This is a genomic window from Micromonospora sp. NPDC006431 (genome assembly GCF_042870725.1).
Classification (GTDB): Bacteria; Actinomycetota; Actinomycetes; order Mycobacteriales; family Micromonosporaceae; genus Micromonospora.
In genome coordinates this window covers 167948-182309 of sequence record NZ_JBIAHQ010000007.1, presented here as the reverse complement: position 1 = coordinate 182309, position 14362 = coordinate 167948, and the positions used below count along the sequence as shown (strand labels likewise).

Genomic DNA, 14362 nt, shown 5'->3' with positions numbered 1-14362 from the left:
GAGGCGCTCCGGCGAGCGGGGCCAGCCTGGGCCTCATGTCACCTCGCCCCGGGCGATTGCCGGTCGGTTCGCGGCCGTCCGCCTTCAATTGGCGGGCCGCGATCGGTTCCCCGTTGCCCCCTCTATGCAGTGTTCACGGCTGCGTCTAGGATCAGTGCAATGGCACACCTTACTGGGGGGCGTTGATGGCATCTGGGCGGCGCAGTCCCGAGCGCGTCCGGCAGGAGAAGTGGGCCCGATGACCGTTACCGCGAGTTACACGATCCCCGGCATGCGGGTCCGCGATCACGTGACCGACGTGCCGCTGGACTGGTCCGACCCGGCACGCGGCACCATCCAGCTCTTCGCCCGTGAGATCGTCGATCCGGTACGGGCCGGTGAGGATCTGCCGTGCCTGGTCTACCTCCAGGGCGGACCGGGCGGGAAGGGCCCGCGCCCGCTCGACCGGTCCGGCTGGCTCGGCCACGCACTGCGCGACTACCGCGTCGTCCTGGCGGATCAGCGCGGCACCGGCCGCAGCACCCGCGTCGACGGTCGCCGGATGAGCGGGTTCGCGTCGGCCGAGGAGGCCGCCGGCTTTCTCGCGTGCTTCCGGGCCGACTCGATCGTCGCCGACCACGAGCACCTGCGGAAGACCGTCTTCGGCGGCCGGCGCTGGTCCACCCTCGGGCAGTCCTACGGCGGCTTCCTCACGCTGACCTACCTCTCGCAGGCCCCGGAAGGCCTGAGTGCCTGCTACGTCACCGGCGGACTGCCCGGTCTCGACCCGTCGGCGGCCGAGGTCTACCGGCGCACCTATCCCCGGGTCGAGGCGAAGAACCGGGCGTTCTACCGGCGCTACCCGCACCAGGCGGCACAGGTGAGCCGGATCGCCGACCGGCTGGCCGAGGGCGATGTGCTGCTGCCCGACGGCGACGTGCTCACGGTCCGGCGGTTGCAGTCGCTCGGCATCGACTTCGGTATGAAGCCCGGATACGAGCGCATGCACTGGCTGCTCGACGAGGCGTTCTCCGGGAGCGAGCTGTCGACGACCTTTCTGCACCAGGTGCTGGCCAGGACCTCGTACAGCGACAACCCCCTGTTCGCGGCCCTGCAGGAGAGCATCTACGGCCACGGCGCCGCCGCCACCGCCTGGGCGGCGCAGGCCGAACGGGTGCGGCACCCGCAGTTCGCCGAGGAAGCCAGACCGCTGCTGTTCACCGGCGAGATGATCTATCCCTGGATGTTCGAGGAGATCGCCGAACTGCGCCCCTTCCGCGGCGCCGTCGAGCTGCTGGCCGCCAGAGCGGAGTGGCCGCAGCTCTACGACCTCGACCGGCTGGCCGGCAACGAGATCCCGGTGGCCGCCGCCGTCTACTACGACGACATGTACGTGGACGCGGGCCTGCAACTGGATACCGCGTCCCGGGTCGGCAACGTCCAGACCTGGGTCACCAACGAGTACGAGCACGACGGCATCGGCGACGACCGGGTCTTCACCCGGCTGACCGAGTTGGTCCGGGAACTGGGCGGAGGAGTCACCGGTGAACCCGTGACCCGAGCCGACGGAGGACCGGGCCGGCCGGTCGGCCAGACGGGAGGAGTCGCAGTTGCGTGAAGGTAAGCCGCCGAAGCTGTCCGAGATCGCGGCGTTCGCGGAATACATGAACACCGGATGGGGCGTGCCGGACCGCACCCCGTCGGTCGTCCCCGGCGCCGCCGATGCAGCCGCCGCCCACCGGGCCCGGCTGGCCGAGGCGCTCCCCGGCCGGACCATCGTGCTGGCGGCCGGGGAGGCGCCCGTGCGCAGCAACGACACCACGTACGACTTCCGCCCGGACAGCGACTTCGTCTGGGTGACCGGCTGCGGGATCGAGCACGCCGTGGTGGTGCTGCGCGACGGCGACGCCACGCTCTACCTGCCACCGCCCGCTGTTCCCGGCGACTCCGGGTTCTGGACCGACGCCCGTTACGGCGAGCTGTGGGTCGGGGCCGCTCCTGGCCAGGCCGACTGGGCGCGAGCGCTGGGCGTCGAGGTCCGGCCGCTGGCGGAGCTCACCGAGGACGTGACCCGGGACGAGGAGGTGGGCCGGACCCTCGCCGAACTGCGCATGTACAAGGACGAGTGGGAGATCGGGCAGCTTCGCGAGGCCGTGGACCGCACGGTCGAGGGCTTCGCCGCGGTCGTCCGCGAGATCCCCACCGCGATCGCCGGGCCCGGGGAGCGGTGGCTGCAGGGCACCTTCGACCGGTACGCCAGGGCGTACGGCAACGCCCCCGGCTATGCCACGATCGTCGGCAGTGGCCGCCACGCACCCACGTTGCACTGGGTGCGCTGCGACGGCCCGGTGCTTCCCGACGAGGCGCTCCTGCTCGACATGGGCGTCGAGGCCAGGAGCTTCTACACCGCCGACGTCACCCGCACGTTCCCCGCCTCCGGCCAGTTCTCTCCGGCGCAACGCCAGGTGCACGACCTGGTGGAACAGGCCCACCGGGCCGGGCTGGCGGCGGTCGGCCCCGGCCGCCGGTTCACCGATTTCCACCATGCGGCGATGGAGGTGATCGCGCGGGGGCTGGCGGACTGGGGGCTGCTGTCGGTCTCCGTGGACGAGGCGCTCTCCGACACCGGCCAGCACCACCGGCGCTACCTGGTGTGCGGCATCGGCCATCACCTGGGGCTGGACGTGCACGACTGCGGCCGGGCCACGGCGGAGGCCTATCAGGGTGCCGTCATGGCCCCCGGCATGGTGCTCACCGTCGAGCCCGGGCTGTACTTCCATGCGCACGACCTGACCGTGCCTCCGGAGCTGCGCGGGATCGGCGTGCGCATCGAGGACGACCTCCTCGTCACGCCGGACGGCATGGAGGTGCTGTCCCGCGCGTTGCCGCTGGAGGCCGACGGTCTGGAGAAGTGGATGGCGGCTCAGATCATGTGAGATAGCGCGCTGTCAGACTTCTCGATCCGATCATCAAGGAGACCCCAATGACCACCCCTGCCAAGCCGTGGCGCGGCGTCAACGTCGCGACGGCACTGCCCTTCCATGACGACCTCTCCGTCGACTACGACTCGTTCGCCGAGCACGTGCGGTTCCTCGCCGCCGGCGGCTGCGACGGGGTGACGCCCAACGGCTCGCTCGGCGAATACCAGACGCTGACCCCGGATGAACGGGCCCGCGTCGTCGAGGTGGCCGTCCAGGCCGCCCCCGCCGGGTTCGGTGTGATGCCCGGCGTCGCCGCCTACGGCGCGCTCGAGGCCCGCCGCTGGACCGAGCAGGCCGCCGCGGCCGGGGCCACCTCCGCCCTGCTGCTGCCGCCGAACGCCTACCGCGCCGACCGGGCGGCCGTCGTCGAGCACTACCGCGAGGTCGCCCGGGTCGGGCTGCCGGTCGTCGCCTACAACAACCCCATCGACACCAAGGTCGACCTCACTCCCTCGCTGCTCGCCGAACTGTTCCACGAGGGCCTGATCGTCGGCGTGAAGGAGTTCACCGGCGACGTCCGCAGGGCGTACGAGATCGCCGAGCTGGCACCTGGCCTGGACCTCCTGGTCGGTGCCGACGACGTGCTGCTCGAGTTGGGCCTCGCCGGAGCCGTCGGCTGGATCGCCGGCTATCCGAACGCGATCCCGGAGAGCACCGTGGAGCTCTACCGGCTGGCCACCTCGGGCGACCCCGCCGACATCGCCAAGGCGGTGCCGATCTACCGCGACCTGCATCCGCTGCTGCGCTGGGACTCCAAGACCGAGTTCGTCCAGTCGATCAAGCTGTCGATGGACATCGCCGGCCGCAAGGGCGGGGTCTGCCGTCCGCCGCGACTGCCGCTTCCCTCCGAGCTGACCGCCCGGATCACCGCCGACACCGAAGCCGTCCTGAGCAAGGGCTACCGATGAGGTCCCGCCGCACGTTCCATGCCGTCGACTCGCACACGGAGGGCATGCCCACCCGAGTCGTCGTCGGCGGCATGGGCACGATCCCCGGGGCGACCATGGCCGAGCGCAGGCTGTGGTTCATGGAGCACAGCGACGACATCCGCACCCTGCTGATGTACGAGCCGCGCGGCCACAGCGCGATGAGCGGGGCGATCCTGCAGCCGCCGACCCGTCCCGACGCCGACTACGGCGTGCTCTTCATCGAGGTCTCCGGGCTGCTGCCGATGTGCGGCCACGGCACCATCGGGGTGGCGACGGTGCTCGTCGAGACCGGGATGGTGCCCGTGGTCGAACCGGTGACCACGATCCGGCTCGACACCCCCGCCGGGCTGGTCGTCGCGTCCGTGGCGGTGCGCAACGGCGCGGCCGAGTCGGTCACCATCCAGAACGTCCCGTCGTTTTCGTACGCGCTGGACCGGAAGGTGCAGGTGCCGGGCTTCGGGAACGTCGGGTACGACATGGCCTTCGGCGGGAACTTCTACGCGATTGTCGAGCTGGCGGAGCTGGGGCTGCCCTTCGACCGGTCCCGCGCCGGTGACCTGCTGGCCGCTGGCTTGGCGATTATGGAGGCGGTGAACGAGCAGGACCCGCCGATCCACCCCGAACGCGACGACATCAGCGGCTGTCACCACGTCTATCTGAAGGCCCCCGGCTCCACCGCCTCGTTGTCCCGGCACGCCATGGCCATCCATCCCGGCTGGTTCGACCGTTCCCCCTGCGGCACGGGCACGAGCGCCCGGATGGCCCAGCTGCACGCGCGCGGCGAACTGGGCCTCGGTGAGGACTTCGTCAACGAGTCGTTCATCGGCACCCGCTTCACCGGCCGGCTGCTCGGCGAGACCACGGTCGGGTCGCTGCCCGCCGTGCTGCCCTCGATCACCGGGCGGGCGTGGATCACCGCGACCTCGCAGTTCCACCTCGACCCCACCGACCCGTTCCCGGCGGGGTTCCTGCTGTGAGCCCCGCGCCCGTACCGGATCTGCCCGGCGTCGGCCGCAGGGAGAATCTCCGCGACCGGATCAGGGAGGCCCTGCGCGCCGCGATCATCTCCGGCAAGCTCGAGCCCGGCGTGGTCTACTCGGCGCCCGCGCTGGGCGCGCAGCTCGGCGTCTCGCCCACACCGGTACGGGAGGCCATGCTCGACCTGGTGAAGGGCGGCCTGGTCGTCCCCCACCCGAACAAGGGCTTCCGGATCACCGAGGTGTCCGAGGAGGACCTCGACAACCTGGCCGCCGTGCGGCTGCTCATCGAGCCGCCGACCGTGCGGGACGTGGTGGCGGTGATCCCGAAGGAGGACATCCCCGAACTCCGGACGCTCGCGCAGGCCATCGTCGACGCGGCGGAGCGGGGCGACCTGGTCGGCTACATCGAGGCCGACCACGTCTTCCACCTGACCCTGCTCGGTTACAGCCGCAACCGGTTCCTGGTGGACGTCGTCGCCGACCTGCGCTCGCAGACCCGGCTGCTCGGCCTGACCCCGCTGCTGGAGAGCGGCAGCCTGGGCCGCTCAGCCGCCGAGCACCACGAGATCCTGGACTTCATCGAAGCCCGCGACCCGTCCGGGGCCGAGTTGCTGATGCACCGGCACATCGGGCACGTGCGAGGTCTGTGGGCAGGTGGCGCCAAGGACGCCACATGACCAGCGCGGATCTTGTGGTGGTCGGGGCGGGGGTCGTCGGCGCTGCCAGCGCCTACTTCGCGTCGCTGGCCGGGGTGCGGGTGGTCGTCGTCGATCGCGGCGCGATCGCCGGGGGCACCTCCAGCGCCGGCGAGGGCAACGTGCTGGTGTCCGACAAGGAGGCCGGCCCCGAACTCGACCTGGCGTTGTACTCGCAGCGGGTCTGGCGCGAGGAGCTCGCGGAACACGCCGACCTGTGGGAGTTCGAGGCCAAGGGCGGCCTGATCGTCGCGGCGTCGGAGCAGAGCGTCGCATCGCTGCGCGACCTCGCCGTCCGGCAGCGCCGGTGCGGTGTCGAGGTCCGCGACGTCGCGCGGACCGAGTTGCGCGATTACGAGCGGCACCTTTCCCCGGAGCTCGCCGGCGGCGCCTTCTATCCGCAGGACGCCCAGGTTCAGCCCATGCTGGTCGCGGCGCAGCTGCTGCGGCTGGCCCGCGAGCGAGGGGCACAGGTGCGTACCCGCACCGAGGTGACGGGCTTCCTGCGCGACGGCACCCGGGTGACGGGCGTGCGGACCACCGGGGGCGACATCTCCGCCGGGGCGGTGCTCAACGCCGCCGGCACGTGGGCCGGCGGGGTCGCCGGCCTCGCCGGGGTGCGGGTCCCGGTGCTGCCCCGCCGCGGCTTCGTCCTGGTCACCCAGCCGATGCCGCCCCGCACGATCCGCCACAAGGTCTACGCCGCCGAGTACGTCGGCGACGTGGCCAGCTCCGACGCGGCCCTGCAGACCTCGCCCGTCGTCGAGGGGACCGCCAGCGGCACCATCCTCGTCGGCGCGTCGCGCGAGCGCGTCGGGTTCGACCGCACCATGTCCACCACCGCGATCAGCACGCTCGCGGCCAAGGCGATCGCGCTGTTTCCGATGCTTCGCGAGGTCCGCGCGATGCGCACCTACCTCGGCTTCCGCCCCTACTGCCCCGATCACCTGCCCGTCATCGGCCCCGACCCCCGCGCGCCCGGCCTCTGGCACGCCTGCGGCCACGAGGGCGCCGGGATCGGCCTGTCCGCCGGCACCGGCAGGCTGATCGCGCAGGCGCTCGTGGGGGAGCGGCCGGACCTGGACCTCACGCCGTTCGCCCCGGACCGATTCGCGGACGCTGAGGAGGAACCCCGATGACTCACCAGATGACCTTCCGCGGCGTCACCGTTGCGGCGGAGCCCGGCCAGAGCGTCGCCGCCGCGCTGGTCGCCGCCGGAATCCACGACTGGCGCACCACCCGTAAGGGCGGCCGGCCCCGGGGACTGTTCTGCGGCATCGGCGTCTGCTTCGACTGCCTGATCACCGTCGACGGCGTCCCCGACCAGCGCGCCTGCCTGGTCGCCGCCGCCGAGGGCATGATCCTCGGCGACGACGCCGAGGCCGGCGCGGACCGCGAGGACGCCGGAGACCGGAGGAACGCCGATGCCGCAGGTGCCTGACGTCGCCGTGGTCGGCGCGGGTCCGGCAGGCCTCGCCGCCGCCGTCGAGGCCGCCGAGGCCGGGCTCGGCGTCGCCCTGATCGACACCGCCGGGCAGCCCGGCGGGCAGTACTGGCGGCACTACGACGAGAAGCATGCCCGCCCCGACGATTCCGCCGGCCATCACGGCTGGCCGGTCTTCACCCGGCTGCGGGACCGCATGTACGCCCTCCGAACCGCCGGCCGGATCCGTTACCTCCCCGGCCACCAGGTCTGGCTCGTCACCCGCGACGACAGCGGCGCGTTCACCCTCCGGATGACGGCCACCACCGCCACGGCCGGCGGGACGGACCGCACACTCGTCACGCGGGCACTGATCCTGTGCCCCGGGGGATACGACCGGCAGTTGCCACTCCCCGGCTGGGACCTGCCCGGCGTGATGACCGCGGGCGGGGTACAGGCCCTGCTCAAGGGGCACCGCACCAGTGCGGGACGGCGAGCCGTCGTCGCCGGCACCGGCCCGTTCCTGCTTCCCGTGGCCACCGGCCTCGCGCGGGCCGGGGTGACCGTCGCGGCCGTCGTCGAGGCCAACGCCACGCTCCGTTGGCTGCGCGACCCGGTCGGCGCGATCTCCGCGCCGGGCAAGGGCATCGAGGCACTGCAGTACGCGGCGCTCATGGCCCGACACCGCATCCCGTACAAGACCAGAACGGTGATCCGGGAGATCCTCGGAAGCGACCGGGTCGAGGCGGTCCGGCTCGCCAGGGTGGACCGCGACGGCCGCCCGACCCGACCGGACGAAGAGATGCCCGCCGACGTCGTGGCTCTCGGCTGGGGCTTCACCCCGTCGCTCGAGCTGCCGCTCATGCTCGGCGCGCAGACGGCGAAGGACGTCGACGGATCTCTCGTCGTGGCCGTTGACGACCGCCAGCGCAGCAGCGTCGATGGGCTGTACGTCGCCGGCGAGGCGACCGGCGTGGGCGGAGCGGCCCTGGCTGTCCAGGAAGGACGGTTGAGCGCGTTGGCCCTCGCCGACGCACTGGGCCGTCCGGCCGATCCGGCCGCGATGAGGCGACTCGGCCGCGCCGTCCGGCGCGGGCGCCGCTTCGCCGTTGCCATGCACCGGACCTATCCGGTGCCGCCCGCGTGGCCGCAGTGGCTGTCGGAGACGACCCCGGTCTGCCGCTGCGAGGAGGTCTCGTACGGTGACCTGCGGCGGGCGCACGACGACCTCGGCGCGGAGGATGCGCGCACCTTGAAAATGCTCGCCCGGCCGGGGATGGGCTGGTGCCAGGGGCGGGTGTGCGGCTTCGCCACGGCCGGGATCGCGGCCTGCCTGAGCAGGCGCGAGACCACGTCCGAGGACCTGCGCAGCCTGGCCAAACGCAGCCTCGCCGTACCGGTGCCCCTGGGCGAGCTCGCCGCCCTTACCGAAGACACGACGCCCGTCGAGGCGGCCGGAGAACCGACGGAACAGAGAGGACGAGACGGTGAGTGACGTGCTGAGCATCGACCCGCGTACCGGAGCCCCGCGGGGACGCGTGGCGACCGAGTCGACGGCGGAGGACGTGGACGAGGCGGTGCGGGCCGCCGCCGCGGCCGCCCCGGCACTCAGGGACCGCGCCGCGCGGGCCGACCTGCTACGCACGGCGGCCGCGCTCCTGGAGAAGAACGGTGAGGAGATCATCGCGGCCGCCGATGCGGAGTCGGCGCTCGGCCGGGTACGGCTCACCGGCGAGCTCGCCCGCACCTGCTACCAGCTCCGCGCGTTCGGGGACGTGGTCGAGGCGGGCACCTACCTGGACGTGATCATCGACCACGCCGACCGGCAGGCCGCGCCCGCGCCCCGTCCCGACCTGCGGCGCTACAAGGTGCCGCTGGGCGTGGTCGCGGTCTTCGCGGCGAGCAACTTCCCGCTGGCCTTCAGCGTGCCGGGCGGCGACACCGCGAGTGCGTTGGCTGCGGGATGCCCGGTCGTGGTCAAGGCGCACCCGGACCATCCGGCCACCTCCGTCCTGTGTGCCCGGATCCTCCGCTCCGCGGCGGCCGAGGTCGGGCTGCCCGAGGACGTTGTCCGCCTGGTCCACGGTTTCGACGCGGGCCCGGAACTCGTCCGCCACCCACTGACCGCGGCCGTCGGGTTCACCGGCTCGGTGCGCGGCGGCCGCGCGTTGTTCGACATCGCGTCCTCCCGGCCGCGGCCGATCCCGTTCCACGGCGAGTTGGGCAGCCTCAACCCGGTCGTGGTGACCACGCGGGCGGCCGAGACCAGAGCGGACGAGATCGGAGCGGGGCTTGCCGCCTCGTACACCCAGGGTCTGGGCCAGTTCTGTGTCAAGCCGGGCCTCGTCCTGCTCCCGGCGGGACTGGCGGGCGACGCCGTCATCCGGGCGGTCGTCGCGGCGGTGGTGCCGTCCGGGCCGCTGCTCGACCCGCGCATGCGCGCGGCGTTCCTCGCCGGAGTCCGCTCCCGCGCGGCGCTCCCCGGCGTCGCGGAACCGCTCGGGGCGGGGGAGGCCGGCGACGACGAGACGCCTCTGGCGGTCCGGCCGGGGTTGCTGACCGTCGCGGCGTCGCGGCTCGCCGAGGGCGGGCCGTACCGGGAACTGCTGGAGGAGTGCTTCGGGCCGGTGACCGTGCTGGTCCGCTACGGCTCGACGGTCGAGCGGGACGCGGTGCTCGGCGCCCTGCCGGGCAACCTCACCGCGACCGTGCACCTGGCCGCCGACGAGCGGGACGCCGCGGCGGCGGAACTGGTCGCCGGGCTGAGCGGGATCGCGGGGCGGGTCGTCGTGGACGGCTGGCCCACCGGGGTGACGGTCGCCCCCGCCATGCAGCACGGCGGTCCGTACCCCGCCTCCACCAGCGGCTCGACCTCGGTGGGAAGCACCGCGATCGAGCGCTGGCTGCGCCCGGTCTGCTACCAGAACACCCCGGACCCGCTGCTCCCACCGGAGCTACGTGAGGCCAACCCGCTCGGCCTTCCCCGCCTGGTCGACGGGATCCGTACGACCTCGTAGCGGCTCGGGTGCGGGCGCGGTGGGCCGCAGGTTCGCGTGATGATGAGAGATGGTCGCCGGAGAATGGAGTGAACGTGGCAGGTGACGACGACATCTCCGGGTGAGATCCCGGATCGGCCGCCGACGGGCGCGTGATCGCGCCCGTCGCCGCGGCCATCTCGTCGTCCCCTGTTCCCGCCGGGCGTCCGCCGTGTGTGCGTGCCCGGGAGCACCTGCAAGCCACGTACGACCATCGCTCGGTCCTGCTGGCTACGGCTGGCCGGCCCGACGAGCAGCGCCGAGAGCGACTTGCCTGACCTCTCCATCCGCCCCTCCCGCCGTCACCGGTCAACGGTCGCAGGATCCGCGTGACGAGATCTAGGATTGCGCCATGGGGGCGATGTTGCGTCGAAGTGCCCTGGTGCTCGAGGTCCCGGAGGCCGAAGCGGCAGTGGGGTGCCACCGTGATGTCCTCGACGCCAGCGCCAGGTTAGGAGTCCCGGCGCACATCACCGTGCTGTTTCCGTTTGTGCCGCCAGCTCAGATCGACGCGATGGTCGTAGCTGAGCTGCAAGGGATCTTCGCCGGCACGGCCGCGTTCGACTTCCGGTTGACCCGCACCGCATGGTTTGGCGACGAGGTCCTGTGGCTCGCGCCGGAGGATTCCCAGCCGTTCCGGATGCTCACCAAGCTCGTGCATGCGGCCTTCCCGGCTTTCCCGCCGTACGAGGGGCAGTTTGACGACGTCGTTCCGCACCTGACGGTGGCTGATGGCTGCGACCTGGCGGACATGCAAGCTGCAGAACGGGCTATCGAGCAGCATCTGCCACTCCGGGGACTTGCCCGGAAGGTGTCGCTCATGGCTCAGATCGATGACAGCGGCACCTGGACCAGACATACCACCTTCCCCTTGGCCGAGCCAGGCAGGAGTTGAAGGTCCTCGCATGCCGCCGCTCGGCCCGGGCGCGGTGGGACGAGGCCAACCTTCGGGGAGCCGTCGCCGAACGCGTCGGCGGGTGGCCGGACGGCGCCTGAAGCGCCACAGTCCGCGGCTCCGACCGGTGGGGACTGGATCTGCGAACCGAGGGCGGAGTGGCGGTGGTCTCGTCGCTGAGTTTGGCCAGTCTGGATCCCCACGCCAGCGCACTGTAGGCGTCGCTACGGGCAGCGGCGGTGGCCGTGACCATCACCGCCACCTCCCGGGGCGACAGGTCTTTTTGGGGTATTCAAGTCGTTTGTCGGGGCATCCCCTGAGGGGTGTCCGGCATTTCGGTCGAATCCGTTCGGACCGGTTCGGCCGGACGGCGGGTGGTGTCGCAACTTTGGCCCCGGTTGGGGATTGACACGTCGGCCCTATCTTCCGAGACTTTCTTCAGCCATCGAATTTGGCTTCGGAAGGAAGTGTGCCGTGACGGCTGCGACCTCAGGTCCCCGCCTGCGAGACGTCAACCGGGTCGCCGTGCTGGCCCTGATCGGGCGACACGGGCCGATCTCGCGTGCTGACATCGCCCGGCGGCTGGGCCTCAGCCCACCGACCGTCACGGCGGTCACCCGCTCCCTGATCGAGGCGGGCGTCATCCACAAGGTCGACGACGGCATGCCGCGCGGCGGACGGCCGAGCGAGCTCCTCGCCGTGGTGGGCCCGGCCGCACACGCGATCGGCGTCAAGGTCGCCGCCGGTCGGCTCACCGGGGTACGCGCCGACCTCGACGGCACTGTCCTGGACACCTTCGCGGCACCGTTCGACGAGAGCGCCGTCAACCCCTTCGACGCCCTGTCCGAGCTGCTCGCGCCGCACGTCGCCGCGGCCGGTCATCCACCGCTGCTCGGCGTCGGGCTCGGTGTTCCCGGCTTCGTCGACAGCCGCACCGGCCTGGTCGAGGCGCCACTGCTCGGCTGGCGGCACATGCCCCTGCGCGACTATCTCAGCCGGCTGCTCAACGCGCCGGTGCTGGTCGACAACGACGTCAACACCCTGGCGGCCTACGAGCACCTCTACGGGCTCGGCCGGCCGTATGAGGACTTTCTGACCATCACCCTCGGGCAGGGCGTCGGTGGGGCCGTCGTCCTGGGCGGCGACCTGCGCCGGGGTGGGCACGGCGCCGCGGGTGAGCTCGGGCACCTGCCGATCGACCCCGACGGGCCGCCTTGCCACTGCGGCAAGCGCGGCTGCCTGGAAACGTACGTGTGTGACGCGGCCCTGCTCGCCGAGGCACGGAAGCTGGGTGCCGTCGGCCCGGACGCCGGATCGGCCGACCTCCGGGCGGCGGCGGACCGCGGCGACCCGACGGCCCGAGCCGTCTACCGCGCCGCGGGCGAGCGCCTCGGCGCCGTCGCGGCCGGGTTGGCCACCGTGCTCGACCCGCAGGCGGTGCTGGTCAGCGGTGAGGGGACGCTGGCCTGGACGCACCTGGCCGAGGGATTCCTCACCGCCCTGCGCGCGGGCATGTTCCCGCCGATGGCCGACGGGGTCAGCGTCCACGTCGACCCGTGGGACGACGCGAAGTGGGCGCTGGGCGCGGCCGCGTTGGTGCTCCGGGCACCGTTCACGCTGAACGCCGAGGCGCAGGGCGACGCGATCCGGGCCCGGCTCGCCGCGTTCCCCGGTGCCGAGGTGTCCCAATGACCGCGCCGCCCGCCGCCGCGACCACCCGACCGGCACCCCGCGACGCGGGGAGGCGCTACCGCCGCCGCACCACCGGCCGCCGGGTGCGGAACATGGCCGCGGCGGCAGGCTTTCTCGCCCCCAGCCTGGTGCTGCTGCTCGGGTTCTGGATCGGCCCGATGGCCGGCACCGCCTGGGTGAGCCTGCAGGACTGGAACCTGATCGGCGTACCGACTTTCGTCGGCCTGGACAACTACACCGAACTGCTGGGCGACGCCGAGTTCCACGCCGCGCTCGGTCACACCCTGGCCTACCTGGCCGGCTACCTGCCCCTGGTGCTGGTCTGCGGGCTCGCGGTGGCGCTGCTGCTCGACGCGAAGCTGCCCGCGATGACCCTCTACCGGGCCGTCTTCTTCCTGCCCGTGATCAGCAGTTGGGTGGCGGTGTCGCTGCTGTGGAAGTGGTTGCTCAACCCGGCCGACGGGCTGGTCAACCGGATCCTCGGCGCGGTCGGCGTGGCCGGACCCGGGTGGTGGACCGACCCGGACTGGGCGATGCCGTCCGTGGTGCTCGCCTCCGTCTGGAAGGACGTCGGCTTCGTCGCGGTGATCCTGCTGGCCGGCCTGCAGGCCATCCCGCGTGACCTGCTGGAGGCCGCCGCCCTCGACGGTGCCGGCTGGTGGCGCAGGCTGCGCAGCGTCACCCTGCCGCTGCTCTCCCCGTCGCTGTTCTTCGTGACCGTGATCAGCCTCATCAACGGCTTCCAGGTCTTCGACCAGGTGTGGGTGATGACGGAGGGCGGCCCGGGTGGCGCGTCCAGCGTCGTGGTCGAGCAGATCGTCAACTACGCGTTCTCGTACGGGCGGGTCGGCTACGCCTCCGCGATGAGCATGGTGCTCTTCGCGGTGATCCTCCTGGTCACCCTGGTCCAGCTCCGACTGCAACGCAGGTGGGTGCACTATGAGTAGGAAGATCCTGCGCTACCTCGCGCTGACCCTCGGCGCGGTGGCGATGCTCGGGCCGTTCGCCTGGATGCTGGTCACCTCGCTCACCGGTGACCCGCAGCTCGCCCGGGTCGACGCGCCCCTGCTGCCCGATCCGCCCACCGTCGAGGCGTACCACCGGCTGGGCGACGCCTTCCCGTTCTGGCGCTTCGCCGCCAACAGCGTCGGCGTCGCCGTCGTGTCCACCCTGCTGCAACTGGTCACCAGCGCCACCGCCGGGTACGCGTTCAGCCGGCTGCGCTTCCCGGGCAGCAACGCGGTGTTCGCGCTCTACCTGGCCACCATGATGATCCCGATGCAGGTGATCATCGTCCCGCTGTTCATCGAGATGCGTCACCTCGGGCTGGTCGACAGCTACGCCGGACTGCTGCTGCCCACGGCGGTCTCCAGCTTCGGCGTGTTCATGCTCCGGCAGGCATTCCTGGCGCTGCCCAAGGAACTGGACGAGGCGGCGTACGTCGACGGGGCCGGCCACCTACGGGTCTTCGCCCAGGTGCTGCTGCCGTTGGTGGCCCCGGCGCTGGCCACGTTCGCCGTCTTCGCCTTCATGTCCAGCTGGAACGCCTTCCTCTGGCCGCTGGTCATCGCGCAGACCGAGGCGCACATGACCCTGCCGGTCGGGCTGTCGTTGCTCCAGGGCCGCTACAGCACCGCGTGGAACGTGGTGATGGCCGGCTCCAGCCTGTCCGTCCTGCCGATCCTCGCCCTGTACGTCTTCGCCCAGCGCTACGTCGTACGCGGCATCACCTTCACCGGAATCAAGTCCTAGC

General features: G+C 72.1%; 13 protein-coding genes. All 13 read left to right on the top strand.

What is annotated here, in order from left to right:
* Positions 1-238 precede the first annotated feature (238 nt).
* The 13 genes from ACFYM6_RS15460 (at position 239) to ACFYM6_RS15400 (ending at position 14361) form a co-directional block, all read left to right on the top strand.
* Complete coding sequence (locus tag ACFYM6_RS15460) at positions 239-1597, top strand: alpha/beta fold hydrolase (protein WP_387275846.1); 1359 nt, start codon at positions 239-241, stop codon at positions 1595-1597.
* Positions 1590-2915: an aminopeptidase P family protein gene (locus tag ACFYM6_RS15455; RefSeq protein ID WP_387275844.1), complete on the top strand. Its 1326-nt coding sequence runs from the start codon at positions 1590-1592 to the stop codon at positions 2913-2915. The genes ACFYM6_RS15460 and ACFYM6_RS15455 overlap by 8 nt, the downstream gene beginning before the upstream one ends.
* A 47-nt stretch (positions 2916-2962) precedes the next feature.
* A complete protein-coding gene (locus ACFYM6_RS15450; RefSeq protein WP_387275842.1) occupies positions 2963-3868 on the top strand; it encodes a dihydrodipicolinate synthase family protein in 906 nt (301 codons plus the stop codon).
* Positions 3865-4866, top strand: a complete 1002-nt coding sequence (locus ACFYM6_RS15445) for a proline racemase family protein (RefSeq protein WP_387275840.1) — start codon at positions 3865-3867, stop codon at positions 4864-4866. Before ACFYM6_RS15450 ends, ACFYM6_RS15445 begins: the two co-directional genes overlap by 4 nt.
* Positions 4863-5546, top strand: coding sequence for a GntR family transcriptional regulator (locus tag ACFYM6_RS15440; RefSeq protein WP_387275838.1), 684 nt, complete (start codon positions 4863-4865; stop codon positions 5544-5546). Before ACFYM6_RS15445 ends, ACFYM6_RS15440 begins: the two co-directional genes overlap by 4 nt.
* Positions 5543-6703 (top strand): NAD(P)/FAD-dependent oxidoreductase, encoded by a 1161-nt coding sequence (locus ACFYM6_RS15435; protein ID WP_387275836.1) that lies wholly within the window; start codon positions 5543-5545, stop codon positions 6701-6703. Before ACFYM6_RS15440 ends, ACFYM6_RS15435 begins: the two co-directional genes overlap by 4 nt.
* Positions 6700-7005: a (2Fe-2S)-binding protein gene (locus ACFYM6_RS15430; protein ID WP_387275834.1), complete on the top strand. Its 306-nt coding sequence runs from the start codon at positions 6700-6702 to the stop codon at positions 7003-7005. Before ACFYM6_RS15435 ends, ACFYM6_RS15430 begins: the two co-directional genes overlap by 4 nt.
* Positions 6989-8482, top strand: coding sequence for an NAD(P)/FAD-dependent oxidoreductase (locus ACFYM6_RS15425; protein ID WP_387275832.1), 1494 nt, complete (start codon positions 6989-6991; stop codon positions 8480-8482). The genes ACFYM6_RS15430 and ACFYM6_RS15425 overlap by 17 nt, the downstream gene beginning before the upstream one ends.
* Positions 8475-10004, top strand: a complete 1530-nt coding sequence (locus ACFYM6_RS15420; protein WP_387275830.1) for an aldehyde dehydrogenase (NADP(+)) — start codon at positions 8475-8477, stop codon at positions 10002-10004. The genes ACFYM6_RS15425 and ACFYM6_RS15420 overlap by 8 nt, the downstream gene beginning before the upstream one ends.
* Before the next feature lie 370 nt (positions 10005-10374).
* The gene (locus tag ACFYM6_RS15415) at positions 10375-10917 is read left to right on the top strand and encodes a 2'-5' RNA ligase family protein (protein WP_387275828.1); all 543 of its coding nucleotides are present in this window, start codon (positions 10375-10377) and stop codon (positions 10915-10917) included.
* A gap of 474 nt (positions 10918-11391) precedes the next feature.
* Positions 11392-12609, top strand: a complete 1218-nt coding sequence (locus tag ACFYM6_RS15410) for an ROK family protein (protein WP_387275826.1) — start codon at positions 11392-11394, stop codon at positions 12607-12609.
* Positions 12606-13556: a carbohydrate ABC transporter permease gene (locus ACFYM6_RS15405; RefSeq protein ID WP_387275824.1), complete on the top strand. Its 951-nt coding sequence runs from the start codon at positions 12606-12608 to the stop codon at positions 13554-13556. The genes ACFYM6_RS15410 and ACFYM6_RS15405 overlap by 4 nt, the downstream gene beginning before the upstream one ends.
* Positions 13549-14361: a carbohydrate ABC transporter permease gene (locus ACFYM6_RS15400; RefSeq protein ID WP_387275823.1), complete on the top strand. Its 813-nt coding sequence runs from the start codon at positions 13549-13551 to the stop codon at positions 14359-14361. Before ACFYM6_RS15405 ends, ACFYM6_RS15400 begins: the two co-directional genes overlap by 8 nt.
* Position 14362: the final 1 nt, after the last annotated feature.

What these genes read in the sequence shown, in the direction of transcription:
- ACFYM6_RS15460 (WP_387275846.1), top strand. Translation starts at nt 239, where the DNA reads ATGACCGTTACCGCGAGTTACACGATCCCCGGCATGCGGGTCCGCGAT.
- ACFYM6_RS15450 (WP_387275842.1), top strand. Translation starts at nt 2,963, where the DNA reads ATGACCACCCCTGCCAAGCCGTGGCGCGGCGTCAACGTCGCGACGGCA.
- ACFYM6_RS15445 (WP_387275840.1), top strand. Translation starts at nt 3,865, where the DNA reads ATGAGGTCCCGCCGCACGTTCCATGCCGTCGACTCGCACACGGAGGGC.
- ACFYM6_RS15435 (WP_387275836.1), top strand. Translation starts at nt 5,543, where the DNA reads ATGACCAGCGCGGATCTTGTGGTGGTCGGGGCGGGGGTCGTCGGCGCT.
- ACFYM6_RS15430 (WP_387275834.1), top strand. Translation starts at nt 6,700, where the DNA reads ATGACTCACCAGATGACCTTCCGCGGCGTCACCGTTGCGGCGGAGCCC.
- ACFYM6_RS15425 (WP_387275832.1), top strand. Translation starts at nt 6,989, where the DNA reads ATGCCGCAGGTGCCTGACGTCGCCGTGGTCGGCGCGGGTCCGGCAGGC.
- ACFYM6_RS15415 (WP_387275828.1), top strand. Translation starts at nt 10,375, where the DNA reads ATGGGGGCGATGTTGCGTCGAAGTGCCCTGGTGCTCGAGGTCCCGGAG.
- ACFYM6_RS15405 (WP_387275824.1), top strand. Translation starts at nt 12,606, where the DNA reads ATGACCGCGCCGCCCGCCGCCGCGACCACCCGACCGGCACCCCGCGAC.
- ACFYM6_RS15400 (WP_387275823.1), top strand. Translation starts at nt 13,549, where the DNA reads ATGAGTAGGAAGATCCTGCGCTACCTCGCGCTGACCCTCGGCGCGGTG.